The organism is Nocardia sp. NPDC057440, assembly GCF_042802915.1.
Taxonomy (GTDB): domain Bacteria; phylum Actinomycetota; class Actinomycetes; order Mycobacteriales; family Mycobacteriaceae; genus Nocardia.
The window spans coordinates 131,235-148,424 of record NZ_JBHVDF010000002.1 but is presented as its reverse complement, the minus strand read 5'-3'; the positions used below and the strand labels follow the sequence as shown (position 1 = coordinate 148,424).

Genomic DNA, 17,190 nt, shown 5'->3' with positions numbered 1-17,190 from the left:
TACCGCGGCGGGTGCGCTGCGGGAATCCCGGTCCGGCCCGATTTTCGGTACTGCTACCCGGACGTTCTACCCTGATAGGCGTAGTTATGACGGGGATCGGCGAATAAGAAGGCAGGACTGTGCAGGACACTCGTGCAACCGAAAGCGCTGTACCGGAGCACAGGTATAACGCTGGCCTCGCCGTCCGCATCGAGGATCGGTGGCAGCGGATCTGGGAGGAGCGCGGAACCTTCCACGCACCGAACCCGGTCGGTCCGCTCGCGGGTGCGACCCCGGCGGACAAACTCTTCGTCCAGGACATGTTCCCGTACCCCTCTGGCGCGGGCCTGCACGTCGGGCATCCACTCGGCTACATCGCCACCGACGTCTTCGCGCGCTACCACCGGATGCACGGGCGCAACGTGCTGCACGCGCTCGGCTACGACGCCTTCGGCCTGCCTGCCGAGCAGTACGCGGTGCAGACCGGCGCCCATCCGCGGGTGACGACCGAGTCCAACATCGCCACCATGCAGCGGCAGCTGGACCGGCTCGGGCTCGGGCACGACCGGCGGCGCACGTTCGCGACCACCGATCCCGAGTACTACCGCTGGACCCAGTGGATCTTCCTGCGCATTTACAACGCCTGGTACGACCTGGAAATGGACAGGGCCCGCCCGATCGCCGAACTCGAGGGCCAGTTCGCCTCCGGTGCGCGGCCGACACCGGACGGCCGCGCATGGGACGCGCTCAGCGGCGGCGAGCGCACGGCGCTGCTGGACTCCTATCGTCTGGTGTACCAGACCGATTCGATGGTGAACTGGTGCCCCGGACTCGGCACCGTGCTGTCCAACGAAGAGGTCACCGCCGAGGGCCGCAGCGAGCGCGGCAACTTCCCGGTGTTCCGTAAGCGCCTGTGGCAGTGGATGATGCGCATCACCTCCTACGCCGACCGGCTGGTCGACGATCTCGATCGGCTGGACTGGCCGGAGAACGTGAAGTCCATGCAGCGCAACTGGATCGGACGATCCCGTGGCGCACAGGTGAAGTTCGACGCGGCGGGCGAACAGATCGAGGTCTTCACCACCAGGCCCGACACCCTGTTCGGCGCAACATATGTGGTGCTGGCCCCCGAGCACGAGCTGGTCGACAAGCTGACCGCGGCCGCATGGCCCGGCGGCACCGATGCGCGCTGGTCCAACGAGAGCGCGACACCCGCGGAAGCCGTTGCCGCCTACCGCAAGTCGATCACCGCCAAGTCGGATCTGGAACGCCAGGAGAACAAGGAGAAGACCGGCGTCTTCCTCGGCACCTACGCCACCAACCCGGCCAACGGCGCGCAAGTGCCCGTCTTCATCGCCGACTACGTGCTCAGCGGCTATGGCACCGGCGCGATCATGGCGGTGCCCGGCCACGACCAGCGGGACTGGGATTTCGCGACGGCGCTCGGGCTGCCGATCGTCGAGGTCATCGCGGGCGGCGACATCACCGTCGCGGCGGTGACCGGCGACGGCGCACTGGTGAACTCCGGCTTCCTCGACGGCCTGTCGGTCGAGGAAGCCAAGGCCACCATCATCGCCAAGCTGGAGACCGAAGGCCACGGCAAGGGCACCATCCAATACAAGCTGCGCGACTGGCTGTTCGCTCGGCAGCGGTACTGGGGCGAGCCGTTCCCGATCGTCTACGACGCGGACGGCGCACCGCACGCGCTGCCGGAATCCATGCTGCCCGTGCAGCTTCCCGAGCTCGACGACTTCGCGCCGGTCACCTTCGATCCCGACGACGCGAACTCCGAGCCGTCCCCGCCGCTGGCCAAGGCCGCCGACTGGGTCAATGTCGAACTGGATCTGGGCGACGGCCCCAAGATGTACCGGCGCGACACCAATGTCATGCCGAACTGGGCGGGCAGCTCGTGGTACCAGCTGCGCTACGCCGACCCGACCAACAGCGAAGCGTTCTGCGCCAAGGAGAACGAGCAGTACTGGCTCGGTCCGCGCGCCGGCGAGCACGGTGTGGACGATCCGGGCGGTGTCGACCTGTATGTCGGTGGCGTCGAACACGCGGTGCTGCACCTGCTGTACGCGCGGTTCTGGCAGAAGGTGCTCTTCGACCTCGGCGATGTGACCGGTTTCGAGCCGTACCGCAGGCTGTTCAACCAGGGCTACATCCAGGCCCACGCCTACACCGACGAGCGCGGCGCTTACGTGCCCGCCGCCGAGATCGTGGAACGCGACGGCAAGTTCTTCTGGATCGACCAGACCGGCACCGAGATCGAGGCGTTCCAGGAGTACGGCAAGATCGGAAAGTCGCTGAAGAACGCCATCTCTCCCGATGAGATGTGCGATCTGTACGGCGCCGACACCTTCCGCTTCTACGAGATGTCGATGGGGCCGCTCGACACTTCCCGGCCGTGGGCGACCAAGGATGTCGTCGGCGCGCACCGCTTCCTGCAGCGTGTCTGGCGACTGGTGGTCGACGAGGAGACCGGCGGGCTGCGGGTCACCGACACCGCGCCCGCCGATGAGACGTTGCGCCTTGTGCACAAGACGATCGCAGGCGTGGACGAGGATCTGGCGGCGCTGCGCGACAACACGGCGGGGGCCAAGCTCATCGAGCTGACCAACCATCTCACCAAGACCTACCCCGATGGCGCGCCGCGGTCGGCGGTGGAGCCGGTAGTGCTGATGCTGGCGCCGATGGCCCCGCACATCGCGGAGGAGCTGTGGGAACGCCTCGGCCACACCCGGTCGCTTGCCCATGGCCCCTTCCCGGTCGCCGATCCGGCGCTGCTGGTCGACGCGTCGGTCGAGTACCCGATCCAGGTGAACGGCAAGGTGCGCAGCCGGATTCAGGTGTCGGCCGATGCCGACAACGCGGCCATCGAGGCGGCCGCGCTCGCCGACGAGAAGATCGCCGCACTGCTGGGCGGCAATGCGCCGCGCAAGCTGATCGTGGTGCCAGGGCGTCTGGTGAACATCGTCGCTTGACCTCCGGCTCCCGCGCCGGGCCGGAATTCGTTTCCGGTGCGGCGCTGGGAAGGCCGGGCGCGCAGTCGGTGTCGACTGTGGTGCTCGGACCAATCGAAGTGCGACAGTCGAATACGTTCGCCTCAGCGCGGCGGGAGCAGGACGTCGTTCAGCGTGACCAGCGCGAGGTTGCGCTCCTTGACAATGTCGACCAGTTGCCCGTAGCAATGCGTGACCGCAGGCGCGTTCGCGTGCCCGATAACGATGGTCTGCGGGTTGAAATACCTACGGGCGCACTCGATCAGGTAGTCCTCGGTGATCACACCGGAGTCCGACAGCGAGCCGTACCACATGGTCGGCACGGTGTATCCGAGGTCCGCGGCCACCCGGTCCACCGTGCCGTTGTGCCTGCCGAACGGCGGCCGGAAGTACGGAGTTCCGTCCACGCCGAAGTTGTCGAGCAGGTAGCGCTTTGCCCGATCGAGCTGGGCAGCGACGGCCGAGCCGGACAGTTTGGTCAGATCCGGATGGTCCCAGGTGTGGTTGGCCAACTGGATCTGTCCCGACTCCACCAAGGGCCGCAACGCATTCCGATGAATGCTCCATGAGTCGTAGTAGGCGGTCACGAAGAAGGTGAACCGGGCGCCAGTCTCTCGTGCGAATGTGATGTAGGCGGCGACCACCTCGGGGCTGGCGCCGTCGTCGACGGTCAACGCCATGCTGTTGCCCGGTCCGGGCAGCGCGGTGATGGTCGACGCCGGAATCGGCGTCTTCGGTCCGCCGGGCGGCGGTGGCAAGCGCGGCGCGGGCGGCAGAATCGGGCTACCGCCGCCCGCAGACCCGGTACCGATCGGTTCGCCCACCGCCACCACACGGCCGGCCGATGCGACCGCTGTCCCCGCGGCGAGTACCGACAACAACCGACGTCTATCCATGTCGCAACCCTTCAGCTCTGTTCGAATGCGGCGTCACGCACTCTCATTGCGGGACGAACATGCGAACAGTGGGCACTGTACCGATCGGACCTGTCCGAGAGCTGAATTCCAGGAATACGTATCAAACCCGACATGATCGGCCGCAAACCCGACATAATGCCATTTCCGGGAGGCTTTCGGACGGGGACGTCGCTATCGTGGTCGTCGTGTACAGACCGGTGAAATCGAAACTATGAGCGGAATGTTGAATTCTGCTGCTCGCAAGCTCACCGAAGCCATGGAGCGTCTCATTGACGGAACCGGGAAAATTACGTTGTCCGCCGGCCAGTACTATCGGGGCACCCATCGATCTCTGACGGATGGCAACCAAACCATTTCGCATAAAAACGAGGAAATTGCATCTCGGATCACTGCGCCAACCACGTCGCGCACGCGGCCGACAGACCCCTTTCTCGCAGCGTTCCACCGAGACGTCGACGTCACCACCCACGGCTTCGGCCAACCTGCGCTGTGGCGAACTGATAACAACCTGCTGTACCGCGCCGACAACCGTCCACCGGAAGTAATATTTCAGGAGGGGTTCCAAACGCGTGGCACAGCATCTTCCTTGTTGAACCACGAGTCAGGGGACCCCAACTCAGGATTTTTGGCCACGACGCGTCGTGAGGCTTTACTCAGCCAGAGCGGATTCCGGAGAACATACACTTACACGATCGATGCACCGGGCGGAGTGGACCTCGGCGCGATGGCATCTGAGCGAGTTTACCAGCATATTCATACTACGCAGCAAGAGGAAATAGCTTTTCCTGGTGGGATTCGCCCCGAATTCATCGTCGGGGCACGCTTGCAACGCCCACAGGAATGGGAATCAGATGATTTCATCCCGAACCCCAACTACCGGCCAAGAGAATTATGACCGATGAATGAAGAAATCTATTATCCCATTGCTACCAATGGGCAGTGACCCACCCGGCGTCTACCCGTGCGGCCGCAACACTATTTCAGTCGGATGCCCGTCGCGCGGGGTGTCGATGGCATTGCGCACCGTCGCGGCGACGGTCTCCGGGGTGAGGAATTCCTCGGGCCGGTACTCGCGACCCTCACCGGCGATGATCTCGCGCTGCATGTCGGTATCGATCCGGCCGGGGTGGATCGAGGTCACGCGCAGTGCGGGTTCCTCGAGTCGCAATGCGTCACCGAAGGCGCGCAGCGCGAACTTGCTCGCGGCGTAGGAGGCCCAACCCGGATTCGCGCGCAGCCCCGCCCCCGAATTGATCAGCACCACATGACCATTGGCCGTGCGCAATGCGGGAAGCAGTAGCCTGGTGAGCTCGGCGACCGCAATCACGTTGGCCTCCAAAGTATGTCGCCACTGCCGCACCGAGGATTCGGCGATGGTGCCCAGATCCGCCACACCGGCGTTGTGCACCAGCACATCCAGCCGTTGTATAGGCGCGACCGCCGCGGCCACCGCGGCGTAGTCGGTCAATTCGACGGGCCACGGTGTGGCGCTGGGAAGTTCGCGCTGGATGTCGCGCAGCGCCTCGGCGGAGCGGGCGCCGAGCAGCAGATCATGCGTGGGTGCGAGCTCACGCGCGATGGCGGCGCCGAGCCCGCGGCTGGCGCCGGTGATCAGCGCGGTCGGCTTCGGAGTGCTGGTCACGACGGAAGTCATGAGCCCCACCGTAGTAGTTTCGCAAAACTCGCCGGGAAACCCGTAGCACCGTCCGCATGCGCGGCGATGCATGGATACGTCGGTATAACAATCTCCACGGACGGGGCACGGGTGAGTTCCACCGAATACGAGTCGGCCACCAGCACGACCGGTGCTATTTCGAGCGACCTGCCAGCGGTCGCCACCGGAAGCGCTGTTCCGAGCGACCTGCATGGTGCTGTGTCGAACGCAACGCCAGACACCACCGAGCGGGCATACCTTCCGGTGTCATCGCAGAATAGGGGCATGGCACACCCGGGTTTCACCCCGACACAGCTCGCGGCCCGCGCCGCCTATCTGCTGCGGGGCAATGATCTGGGCACTATGACGAGCGCGGCGCCCCGGCTGTATCCGCATATGTGGAGCTGGGATGCCGCGTTCGTCGCGGTCGGCCTCGCCCCGTTGAGCGTCGAGCGGGCGGTCATCGAGCTGGACACGCTGCTCTCGGCGCAGTGGAAGAACGGGATGATCCCGCACATCGTCTTCGCCAACGGCGTCGACGGATACTTCCCTGGCCCGGCCCGGTGGGAATGCCGGAAGCTGGCCGCCAACGCGCCCGACGGCCCGGACACCTCGGGCATCACCCAGCCACCGGTGCACGCCATCGCGGTGCAGCGCATCCTCGATCATTCGCGCAGGCACGGGCGCAGCACCAGGGCGGTGGCCGAGGAATTCCTCAACCGCCGCTGGCCGGATCTGGTGCGCTGGCATCGCTGGATGGCACACGCCCGCGACCCCAAGGAAAGCGGCCGGATCACGCTGTACCACGGCTGGGAATCGGGCATGGACAACTCGCCGCGCTGGGATCGGGCCTATCAGAACGTGGTCGTCGGCGACCTGCCGCCGTATCGACGCAAAGACGTGCTGGTGGTCGCCGACCGGTCGCAGCGACCGAGCGACCGCGAATACGACCGCTACCTATGGCTGGTCGAGCAGATGCGCCGCGCCGGATACGACGACTACCAGCTGTCCTCGACGATGAGCTTCGCGGTGGAGGACGTGTTCGTCACGGCGATCTTCGCGCTGGCCTGCGAGGTGCTCGCCAATATCGGCGAGGAGTACAAGCAGCCGCACGCGGATGTGCGTGACCTCTACACCTGGGCCGAGCGGTTCCGCGCAGGCGTTGTCGCGACCACCGACGCGCGCACCGGCGCGGCGCGGGACTTCGACGTCCGGCTGCAGCGGTGGATCGGCACCGAGACACTGTCGATGTTCGCACCGCTGCTGTGCGGCGGTCTGCCCCGCGACACCGAACGCAGCCTGCTACGCCTATTCGAGGGCCCGCGCTTCTGCGGCCATCCCGACCTGCGCTACGCGCTACCGCCGTCGACCTCGCCCGTCTCGAAGGACTTCCGTTCCCGCGAGTATTGGCGCGGCCCGGTCTGGCCGGTGATGAGCTGGCTGTTCTCCTGGGTCTTCGCCCGCCGCGGCTGGGCGGAACGCTCGTTCATGCTCCGCGCCGAAGGGCTGCGCCAAGCCAGCGACGGCAGCTTCGCCGAGTACTACGAGCCGTTCACCGGCGAACCGCTGGGCAGCATGCAGCAGTCCTGGACAGCAGCGTCGGTTCTCGATTGGCTCGGCTGACCCGATCTGACACCACTAACCACACTGTGGCGAATATTGCGCAAATGAATCATGCACAACACTGGCCACAGCAAGAGCTTGTCGCTATCGTCGAACAGCATGCATAGCACTCGTTGGAGATCGACCCACGCTCTTGCGTTGTCCGCGATCGCGGTCAGCGGCATCCTCACCGCAACCATACCGGGCACTGCGGCGGCCACACCGGTCGGACCGGATGTCTCGTCATGGCAGCATGTCGACGGCCGGTTCATCGACTGGTTCGCGGTCCGGCGCTCCGGCCACGACTTCGCGATGGTGAAGGCCACCGAGGGCCTGAACTACGTCAACCCGTACTTCGTTCAGGACAGCTTGCTCATGCGCGCGGCGGGCGTGGCCCGCGGGACCTACCACTATGCCCAGCCGGGCCTGCCGCCGGAACCGCAGGCCGCGCTGTATGCGGCGACGGTGCTCGGACAGAACGGGCCGCTGGATCTGCCGCCGGTGCTCGACCTGGAAATCACCGGCGGCCTCGACCCGGCGAGACTGATCAACTGGACCCACCGCTACCTGGACACCGTCCAGGCGCTGACCGGCCGGACACCGATCGTCTACACCTATCCGAACTTCTGGAAGAGCGCAATGGCGAACACGAACGAGTTCGTCCACTACCCGCTCTGGATCGCCGACTACCGCGGCAACGACCAACCCGACGTGCCCGGTGGCTGGCCGACCTGGACGTTCTGGCAGACCACCGACCGCGGCAATGTTCCCGGTATCGCGGGCGTCACCGATGTGAACGTCTACAGCGGCGCCCAAGGCGATTTCGCACGCTACGCGAATATCAGCAGCCCGCTCGGCAGCAGCTGAACGGCCACGGCGGAAAAAGACGAAACCGCTACTCCCTGCAGGATGAGTAGCGGCTCCGTTTCCTTCACAGCAGGTGGCCTGCCGATCGATTAAACACCGATCCGGCCGCCGCCCTTCCTCCATACCACCGCGACCGAGGGTCGCGGCTGCTTATCGCCGCCGTCGGGCCAGTGCGACAACGGGTTCTCCGGGGTCGCGTCGTCGGCCTCGCCCGGATGCTGCACGCACACCATGACGCGCGATTCGGTGACGATCGGACCACAGGTCTCGGCGCCGCGCGGCACCGTGAGGAATTGCTTGGTCTCACCACGATTCGCGCCGTCGAGCACCACGGAGAACAGACCGTCGTTCGACTTCAGCGCATTGCCGTCGGTGGAGATCCACAGGTTGCCGTAGGGGTCGAACGCGAGGTTGTCCGGGCAGGAGATCGGGCTGACCTTGGTCTTGTCGAAGCCGGCGAAGTAGGTGTCCGCTGCGGCGGGGTCACCGCAGACCAGCAACAGCGACCAGGTGAACTTGGTCCCGGTGTGGTCGTCGTCGATTTCGAGGATCTGACCGTTCTTGTTCAGGTTGCGCGGGTTGGCCTCGTCGGGACCTTGCTTGCCTTCCTTGCCGCGGTTGTCGTTATTGGTCAGCGCGACATACACCTTGCCGGTGTACGGGTTGGCCTCGAAGTCCTCCGGGCGGTCCATCTTGGTGGCGCCGACCTTGTCGGCGGCCAGCCGGGTGAACACCGCGACCTCGGCCGCGCTCATGCCCTCGACGAGCGATGTGCCCTTGCCGTCGGCGCCGGTCTCCAGCAGCGGAAGCCACTCGCCGGTGCCGGTGAAGCCCTTGTCCGAGGGCACCGTGCCGTTGCCGTCGACCTTGTCCGGGTGGCTGCCGGTCAGCTTGGCGACATACAGCGTGCCCGCGTCCAGAATGGTCAGGTTGTGGCGCATGCTCGCCTGGCCGGTCCCCGCCTGGATCTTGCGCGAGGACACGAATTTGTACATGTAGTCGAACTTTTCGTCGTCACCGGTGTAGGAGACGACGTCGCCGTTCTTCGTGACATAGATGGTGGCGCCCTCGTGCTTGAGGCGGCCCATCGCACTGTGTTTGATCGGGGTGGCGGCGGGATCCCACGGGTCGACCTCGACGACATAACCGAAACGGTTGGCCTCGTTGGGTTCCTGCGCGAGATCGAAGCGCTTGTCCGCACGCTCCCATTGGTTGGGAGTGCCGCCCTTGGTGAAGCCGTATCGCTTGACCCGCGGCTTATCCGCCGATTCCGACACCTTGTCACCGTTGGCGAAGTAGCCGTTGAAGTTCTCCTCGCCGGAAAGCACGGTGCCCCACGGGGTCACGCCGCCCGAGCAGTTGGCGAAGGTGCCGAGCACCTTGGTGCCGGTCGGGTCCGCGGTGGTCATGACGAACGCGCTGCCCGCGGCCGGACCGGTCAGCTCGAACTCGGTGGTCGCGGTGATGCGGCGGTTGTATTTGCCGAAGGCCGGGGTCAGTTTTCCGGTGCCCGCCTCGCCCTTGACCTCGACCACGGTCAAGCCGTGCGCGGCCATGGTGATCGCGATCTGCTCGTCGGTCGGCGCCTCTTTGTTGTAGCCACGGAACATGTGCGGGCCGGTGGTGTACTCGTGGTTGACCACAAGGAGATAGCTGTTGGCCTGGCCCTCGATCGGCAGCAACGCGGCGAAGTCATTGTTGTAGCCGAACTGCTTGGCCTGCGCCGCGGCGGTCTGCTTCTCGAAGTCGAAAGCGGGCGCGTCCGCGAAGAGCGGGTCGCCCCAGCGGATCACCACGGACTGCTCGTAACCCTCGGGGATCACGATCGCGTCTTCCTTGTTCGGCGCGACGGCGGTGAAGCCGGTGCCGGTGCCCACCGGGCCCGCCGGGGTATTCGTCGGGGTGACCGTGCCCGCGGAGGCGTCGTCACCACAGGCCGCGAGCACGCTGCCTGCGCCGACGGCCAGCACTGCCGCGGCGCCGCCCTTGATCAGCCCACGACGGTTCAGCGAGCTGACGATGTCACCGAAGTATTCGCCACCGGAGGTGTTGGGCACCTCGTGGAAGCACGCGTTCGCGCATTTGTATTCACAAGTCACGGAAGCGCGCGACGACTGGCCGTCATGCTTCACGAAGAGGGCGAGAGGTTTCACGGCGACTCCTGGATCGGTCCGACGCGCGCACGGTAAACGCCGCAGGCTATTCACAGGAAAAGCTCAGATGAACGAACGACCAATTAGGCGACCCTCAGTATACGGAAAACACCGATGTCGCTCTCGATCTCCGGAAGGGAGCGACAGCGACATGTGCGGTGCGACTACGCATTGACTTGCAGCGCGATCACGACCTCTTGTTCATTCTCCGGCAGATAGTGGACCTGCAGGATGCGGCCGACCTGGACTCGGGCCACGCTCGCCGGCGGCAGGAATTTCTCGACACGGGTGGCGAATGTCGTTCCGTCGGGCCGGGTCACGACGAGCCCGAGTTCGATTTTGGAGTGGCCGTCGCGGATTTCGCCCGGCACGGCGAGCGATTGCACCACCGCCTGCGTCGTGATGCCGCGGGCGGCGATATCGAGTTTGCCCTTCGTGGTGAATCCCTTTCGGATCATGGACTCGTTCATCGCCTGCTGCGCAGCCGAGGTGTCACCCGAGCGATCCACCTCGACCTTGTCGGTTCGACCGGGCAGGTAGCGCACCGGCAGCACGACTCCGGGCTGCAGCAGGGCGAGTTCGGTGAGCGGGACGATCAGCTTCGCCGCGGAATCGAAGATCTTGCCGTCGACGCCCTCGACGCTGAACTCGATGCGCACCTGCGGCTGATCGTTGACGCTCAGCCCGGTCTGCCGATACGACGTGATGGTGCCGATGCCCACCAGACCGTTCCGGAACGACGAGCTGTTGCCCCCGGTGAACGCCTCCAGGATGCCTTCGCCGGTGAACGCGAAAACGAGCGGGACAACGGTGAGCGCGATGATCGGCAGCGCCATCTGGGGACCGACCCAGGCGAGCATGCCGTCGTCGTACGCCCCGGAGGGGACATAGGTGAGGCCGTGCCAGAGATAGAAGCCGACGGAGAAGATGCCGAATGCGGCGGCGACGGCGCGGGCGATGGTTTTCATGATGTGCCTTCGGTGGTAGCGGGTGGGGGATTACCCGTCGGTCCGCGCACGCCCGGGCCGCCCCGCCACCCCTCGCAATGACGGGGCGGCGGCGGACGTGCCGGGCATGAGCGGAGTCGGCGTCTGGTCGCGGATCAGCCGCCGACGACCGTTGAGCAGGCGAAGGTGATATCGAATTTCGCCGTCGTAGGGCCCGCGAGCGGGTTGCTCATGTCGGGGCCGCTGACGCCCTCACCGGTGATCTTGTAGGTATTGCCGTCCTTGACGAGCTTGGCCGAGCCGCCCGGCATGCCGTTGCCGAAGCCCAGCGCGTAGGGCAGGCCGTTGGAACCGCCCTTGCTGCCCGCGATCGCCACCGCGTCCACGGTGTCGGTGCCGGAGATGGAGGCGCTGACGCCGAGGGTGCCGTAGGTCGCGTTGCTGGTGTCGCTGAGCGCGAGGGCCAGCGTGCCGCCCTGCTTGGCGCAGGTGGTTTCGAACTTCCCTTCGAGCGCCTTGCCGTCCACCGCGGCCACCGACTTGCCCGCTGCCGGGCCGGACGGCGCCGCGGAGGTGGCAGGCTTGGCCGAAGGAGCGGCGGGCGAGGTGCTCGCGTCGTCGCTGCACCCTGTGACGAACAGGGCGAGCGCGGCGGCGGCGGTGAGAGCGGCGGCGGAGATGCGAACCGGCTTGGTGTTCATGATGTCGTTCCTTTGCTTCGTGCGGCCCCGGTGTGGAGCCGATACGAGAAAGGTAGAAACCGGTCGCGCCCTACCGATCCCAGGTTTTCCGGTGTCTGAATTGGTCGATAGTCCGATAACCTGGTCGAATGCGACGGCCGCGCGCGATGGTGCTGGACGAGGTTTGGCGCCGCCTCGACGGCGTCGAGCCCCTCAGCGGGCCGCATGGCGGGCCACTGCGCCGCACCGTCAAGCTCATTCTCGATCCCTTGGTGATCCGCCCCGTCCAGAACCCGCTCTGCGCGGGCTCGATACTCACCGCGGACGGCGCGACCCTGCTCGCCACGCGCATGCACGCCGCCACGGACGTGCTTCGCGCGACTGCTTCCTGGTTCACGTTGCTCAAGCAGGTCCGGCGCGCCCTGCGAATCACCGAAGGCAATCCGCAGGATCTGTATTTTCAACGCTGTTTCGAGCTCGCGACGACGACGGGCGCACCGGATCCGGTGCGGGACAGAGTGATTGCCGAATCCGCTTTACGTGATATCCACGAATTCACCGCCGGGCGGACAACACAGGCGCTGAAGGAGCACCTCACCGACGGCGCACACATCGGCGCGCTCGGCGCGCTGATCGATATCGCATGGCAGCGACGGCCGCTGGGTGCGCCGACGGGTGATCACAGCCTCGTGGTGCGCTCGCTGCTGGACATATGCGCGGCCGCCCGACTCGGGCAGTCTCCGCACAATGGACACAAGGAGTTCGACCGCCTGCTCGCCACTCATGCGGGCACGCACGGAGGAATTCGGCTCTGGGACAACGTATCCACGCCGACCGCCAGCGAGCTCGGGCTCACCGCGCGCTGCGCGCCGCAGCCACCCGAGCTCGGCGCCTCGGCCTCGACGGCCAACCTCGGCCTGCCGTTCGACCGCACCATCTACGAGCGCGTCTTCACCGTGCTGCAAGCCTCCAGCGAGCGCGCCGAGTTGCCGCCGATCCCGGAGCTGGTGACGATCGAAATCGCGCGCAGCTGTGCGCCGTGGGCGCTGCTCGATGAGTCGCTGCGCGTCGCCGCGACCGCGGGAATCACACTCGCGCAGGGGTTGAGCCCCATCGCGACGCTCACGCGGCGGCCACGTCATGGCCGGGTCGTCAGTGCGTCGCATGATGCGGAGACGACGGCGCATCGCGTGATCAACAGCCGCTGGCAGCGCGAGGCGTACGTGCTGCAGGCACGGCGGCTCGCGGTGAGTTCCGACCACACCGCGAACCCTGGACCGCTGGCCGCCATCGCCGCCGAACTGCGCACGCCGTGGCGGCCCTACCTCCGGCGGCTATGGGTTCGCCTGCACGGCCGCGATGTCAGGGAGTGCGGCATCTACGAGCCCGACGAGCTGTGGGATCTGCTCGATGGTGTCGCTCGCTCCGTCATGCTCGACCACCGGATGCGGGTCAAGCAAGCGCTGAGCGCGAGTTCCCTTGCCCAGGAACTTGACTCGTCGGAATCGAGGGCGAGCTGATGACCGGGACCGTCACCATCCGCCGGGTCGAGGACGACCTGTGGATCATCGCACCCGAGGGCGCGCCGACCGTGCTGGACGATGCGGCGGATGCCGACGTCGTGGTGCTCGAAGTATTGGGCGGGCATCTCACCTGGAGTCTGGCTTCCGGGCAACCGATTCCGGCCGCGGTCATCGATGACATGACGCTCGCCCAGGAGTGGATATGGGCTGTGTACGGCGCAGCCATCGCGCTGGCGGCCGACGAATTCGATAGTGACACCACCGAACTCACGGTGCAGCCGGCGCTACCTCGGCTCGCCGCGAACGCATGGCGGCTGGGGTACGCACAATGGGCGGCGCGGTGGTGGCCCGCGTCGACCATCGACGGCATCGCACCACTCGACGAACGGCTGCTCGACCAGGAAATCGCCGCCCTGCGGGAGGAATGCGAATTGATTGTCGACGACGATGCCGAGGCCGTGTCGAGCGACGACCTGTCGACGCTCGAAATCCCTACTCGTGCTGAGGACTACGCGTTGGCGGCGGGCTCGGTCTCGGGAACGTCGGCGCATGCGCTCGTCCTCGCGCGCGGCAGCGGTGGCTGGGATTGGCACCGCTGCCCACCTGGGCTCATCGATGCCTCCGAGCATGCGGTGTCCTGGCAGGTGTCCCGATCTCCCGGAACGACGACCATCGGGGTGGAGGTGGTCGCCGCGCCCCGGTTGGCCGCCGATATTCCGGCGCACCTGCATCCGCGCGCGCTGATCGCCGCCTCCGCCGAGACGGTCGAGACCGAACTGAACCTCGTCGGCGATACCTGGACCGGGCAGGCGACCACGACCGCGGAGGCGGTGTCGTCCGTAGAGGTCTATGTTCCCGGCGTCGGCGCGCCCGGACTCGGGAACTCGGGTATCCGACAGCAGGTGCGAGACATCGCCACGACCCGGCTGCGGCGTGCGGCAGTCGACGACGACGCAGCCTTCGACGCGCCACTGCTTGCCGAAATTGCCGCCGCCGCTTCGGAATCGGACTTCTGACATGGCCGAGGACGGGGCGGACGACGACGGGAGCAAGCTGCTTGCGGAAGGTGCGGCGGCCTACAGCCGCGGCGAGGTTGCCCAAGCACTGCGCCTGTTCGAAAATATCGCGGCCACCAGCACCGAAGGTCTGCGCGTGAGCGCACTGGTCAATGCCGCGAGCATGCGCGATGAGATCGGCGATCACGCGGGTGCGGTACTCCTGTTTCGTGAGGCGCTGGAGGAGATGCCCGCGGACGCCATCGAGAAACGCCCCGCCGCACTGGTCAATCTGTCCCAAGCGCTGCAGCATGTCGGCGACCTCGACGGCGCGCAACAGGCTTTGGAACAGGCGCGGACGATGCTCACCGAGCACAACAACGAGACGCACCTGCGCGTGGCCTGCCTGCTGTCGTTGACCGCCGTCGCCTTCCATCGCCAGAACTGGGCGTACGCCATCGAGCTGGCCACCGAATCACTCGACGCGGCAGTGCGTTTCGCGCCGTATCTGGCGGGACATCCGCTGTCGACGCTCGGTGGCATCTATTTCGAAACCGGCCGCCGCGAGCTCGCACTCGATTTCGCACAGCAGGCGCTCGCCGCGTTCGACACCGCGGGCGATCACAACGCGGTCGCCGAGACCGAACAGAATCTGGCCATCATGTACGTCAGGCTGGACCGGTTCGATGAGGCGGAACAACCGCTGCGGTCCAGCCAGGAGTACTTCGAGCAGGCCGGGCTCGGGTATCGGGCCGGCGTCGGCCTCAAGACCATGGGATTTCTCGCCGAGGGCCGTGGCGACGCCGATCGGGCCTACGAGCTGTACGGCCGCAGCCTGGCCTACTTTCGTGCGTCAGAAGCGGCGCTGGACGCGGCCGATGTACAGGCGCGCCTGGCGACCGTGGACTACAAGACCGGTCGATTCGACGCGGGCGAGGCACTGCTGGCCGCGGCTTTCACCGCCTACGCCGAGCGCGGCCTCGGATTGCACTGCGCCCAACTCGACTTCTGGCACGCGGCGCTGCTGGAGATGGTGCTCGAGCAGTCCGAGACTCCCGATCCCGCGCTGCTCTCCCGGGCTGTCGATCTGTCCATTTCTTCCGCGCTCGCCATCGATGCCGTGCGCTATACGCTCCCGAACGGCAATCAGCGCGAGCAGTGGAATCGCCAGATCGCCGACCCGGCGATGCGCATGGCCTTCCGGTTCGCCTACCTGTCGGGCAACGGCCCCGTGCTGGTGGATCTCATCGAAACACAATGCGCTGGTACGGCATTGAATGCGAGTCCACCCGCGCACGGCACCGAATACGCGGCCGCGAGGCAACTCCCGCTCGAACTCCTCGATCCACCGGCAGCCGCGGACGAACCGCCTCCCGCACCGCAACCCGGCATGCCGATGCAGCTGGGCACGGGCCGACAATCCGGCGGCGCGCCGCAGCTCGGAACGGCGTTGGCCGCGGTCGCGGCGAGTGCTGGACTGCCGGTTGCGCCGCCGCCGCGCCTGGCTGTCGCCCCCGACGGGCATATCGCGCTCGACGCCTACATCACCGCCGCTGAACAGCGCTATGGCCGGCCGGTTCGGGACAGCCGGGTGCTGCCCGCATGACGAACCCACCGGAACAACCGACGGTCATCGTGCGCATGGCCGATGCCGGGGATCTCTACATGTCGTGGCGCTGGATCGGGAATGTCCACAGCCAGGGCGCGAGCATGCTGCCCGAAGCGCCGATCACCGACGCGGTGCGGCGGTTGGCCGCTGCCCTGCCGAACCCCGCCGAACCGGACGCACTCGAACGCGCCATGACGACTGGGGCTTTCGCCACGCACGACTCCGAATATCTTGTCGCGCAAGCTCTTTCACGAGCCCTGCTGCCTTACGGACTGGCCGCACAGTTGCACGACCTGCACACGCGCGGGATACGGCCGCATCTGCGGTTGCAGCCGTCGCCGCGATTGGCTCAGGTGCCCTGGGAGATCATCGCTCCTGACCCCGCGCTGCGCCTCGTCGATATCGCGGACGTCAGCCTGCTCGCCCCGGCCAGCATCGTGCACAGCCGAGGACGGACGGCCCGATCCTGGCACGACACGCGGGAACAGCCAGTGGTGGCGGTGCTCGATCCTCGCGTTCCGGGATACCGCGCCGATTCCATGCTGGGATCGGTGCTCGGCCGGATGGACGCCGACACTCCGGTCGCTCGCCGTGTCGCCGAATACCACGCGCTCGGCCGCCTCCTGCCCGCTGTCGAGGACCCGATCGAAGCATTCCGCCGCACCGATGTCGATCGCGATTGGCTCGCGAAAGCCTTGCGAGAAGGCGCGAGTCGATTGGTCTACGTGGGTCACGTCACCGCGGCCGCACCCGAATCCGGCCGAAGCGAAGACGCCGAACTGCATTTGTCCTGCACCGCCGACACCGTCGGCTTCGCCGCCCCCACCCGCGCGCACCGCCCGCTCTCGGCCAAAGACCTGCTGCTGGGCACCCACACCCTCACCCAGGATCCCATCGACGGGGCGCTGCTCTGGCCGATCCCGAGCCGAGTCGCCCTCATTGCCTGCGAAAGCGGCGGCGATATGCGTTTCAGCGAAGCACTCGGCCTCGTCGCCGCCATGATCAACGGCGGCGCCGAGCTGGTCACCGCGAGCAGATGGCCCCTCCCCACCGATCTCGCCTTCCAACGCCTGGCAGGCGCACCCCCCGAAGCCCGCCCCCTGCAGGACGCCATCTGCGCCATCGATGCCGCCCACGAACACCCCGACCCGACAACCGCTCTCGCCGACTGGCAACGAGCCCGCCTCACCCGATGGCGCACCGACCGATCCATCGAACACTCCCCCATACTCTGGGCCGCCTTCGCCACCGTCAGCACCTGA

General features: G+C 66.6%; 13 protein-coding genes. 8 read left to right on the top strand and 5 right to left on the bottom strand.

All coding sequences use genetic code 11. The annotated features are described in order from the left end of the window. Positions 1 to 119 precede the first annotated feature (119 nt). Complete coding sequence (leuS, locus tag ACFU4Z_RS03735) at positions 120 to 2,963, top strand: leucine--tRNA ligase (RefSeq protein ID WP_379059492.1); 2,844 nt, start codon at positions 120 to 122, stop codon at positions 2,961 to 2,963. A gap of 122 nt (positions 2,964 to 3,085) precedes the next feature. On the opposite strand, the gene ACFU4Z_RS03730 is transcribed toward leuS, so the two are convergent. Next, positions 3,086 to 3,877, bottom strand: a complete 792-nt coding sequence (locus tag ACFU4Z_RS03730) for a polysaccharide deacetylase family protein (RefSeq protein ID WP_379059491.1) — start codon at positions 3,875 to 3,877, stop codon at positions 3,086 to 3,088. Positions 3,878 to 4,109: 232 nt separating this feature from the next. Here ACFU4Z_RS03730 and ACFU4Z_RS03725 point away from each other — a divergent pair, with 232 nt between their 5' ends. Further along, entirely contained in the window at positions 4,110 to 4,793 is a 684-nt protein-coding gene (locus ACFU4Z_RS03725; protein WP_379059489.1) for a hypothetical protein, read from the top strand. A 60-nt stretch (positions 4,794 to 4,853) separates the two neighbouring features. On the opposite strand, the gene ACFU4Z_RS03720 is transcribed toward ACFU4Z_RS03725, so the two are convergent. Beyond that, positions 4,854 to 5,552 (bottom strand): SDR family oxidoreductase, encoded by a 699-nt coding sequence (locus ACFU4Z_RS03720; RefSeq protein ID WP_379059487.1) that lies wholly within the window; start codon positions 5,550 to 5,552, stop codon positions 4,854 to 4,856. 285 nt (positions 5,553 to 5,837) lie between these two features. Here ACFU4Z_RS03720 and ACFU4Z_RS03715 point away from each other — a divergent pair, with 285 nt between their 5' ends. Both ACFU4Z_RS03715 and ACFU4Z_RS03710 read left to right on the top strand, forming a co-directional pair. Continuing rightward, a complete protein-coding gene (locus ACFU4Z_RS03715; RefSeq protein ID WP_379059486.1) occupies positions 5,838 to 7,175 on the top strand; it encodes a glycogen debranching protein in 1,338 nt (445 codons plus the stop codon). 99 nt (positions 7,176 to 7,274) lie between these two features. Then, positions 7,275 to 8,021, top strand: a complete 747-nt coding sequence (locus tag ACFU4Z_RS03710; protein WP_379059485.1) for a glycoside hydrolase family 25 protein — start codon at positions 7,275 to 7,277, stop codon at positions 8,019 to 8,021. An 89-nt stretch (positions 8,022 to 8,110) separates the two neighbouring features. Here the strand turns inward: ACFU4Z_RS03710 and ACFU4Z_RS03705 are convergent, their stop codons facing one another. The 3 genes from ACFU4Z_RS03705 to ACFU4Z_RS03695 all read right to left on the bottom strand — a co-directional run bounded on the left by ACFU4Z_RS03705 (position 8,111) and on the right by ACFU4Z_RS03695 (position 11,822). Beyond that, positions 8,111 to 10,174: a PhoX family protein gene (locus ACFU4Z_RS03705; RefSeq protein WP_379059483.1), complete on the bottom strand. Its 2,064-nt coding sequence runs from the start codon at positions 10,172 to 10,174 to the stop codon at positions 8,111 to 8,113. A gap of 164 nt (positions 10,175 to 10,338) precedes the next feature. Beyond that, entirely contained in the window at positions 10,339 to 11,142 is an 804-nt protein-coding gene (locus ACFU4Z_RS03700) for a hypothetical protein (RefSeq protein WP_379059482.1), read from the bottom strand. 134 nt (positions 11,143 to 11,276) lie between these two features. Continuing rightward, complete coding sequence (locus ACFU4Z_RS03695) at positions 11,277 to 11,822, bottom strand: lipoprotein LpqH (RefSeq protein WP_379059481.1); 546 nt, start codon at positions 11,820 to 11,822, stop codon at positions 11,277 to 11,279. Between the two features lie 146 nt (positions 11,823 to 11,968). On the opposite strand from ACFU4Z_RS03695, the gene ACFU4Z_RS03690 reads away from it, so the two are divergent. From ACFU4Z_RS03690 to ACFU4Z_RS03675, 4 genes are read left to right on the top strand one after another with little or no spacing between them, the layout of a single operon-like run. Further along, positions 11,969 to 13,321, top strand: a complete 1,353-nt coding sequence (locus ACFU4Z_RS03690; RefSeq protein ID WP_379060313.1) for a hypothetical protein — start codon at positions 11,969 to 11,971, stop codon at positions 13,319 to 13,321. Continuing rightward, positions 13,321 to 14,340, top strand: a complete 1,020-nt coding sequence (locus ACFU4Z_RS03685) for a hypothetical protein (protein ID WP_379059480.1) — start codon at positions 13,321 to 13,323, stop codon at positions 14,338 to 14,340. The genes ACFU4Z_RS03690 and ACFU4Z_RS03685 overlap by 1 nt, the downstream gene beginning before the upstream one ends. A gap of 1 nt (position 14,341) precedes the next feature. Then, a complete protein-coding gene (locus ACFU4Z_RS03680) occupies positions 14,342 to 15,925 on the top strand; it encodes a tetratricopeptide repeat protein (RefSeq protein WP_379059478.1) in 1,584 nt (527 codons plus the stop codon). After that, complete coding sequence (locus ACFU4Z_RS03675) at positions 15,922 to 17,190, top strand: CHAT domain-containing protein (RefSeq protein ID WP_379059477.1); 1,269 nt, start codon at positions 15,922 to 15,924, stop codon at positions 17,188 to 17,190. Before ACFU4Z_RS03680 ends, ACFU4Z_RS03675 begins: the two co-directional genes overlap by 4 nt.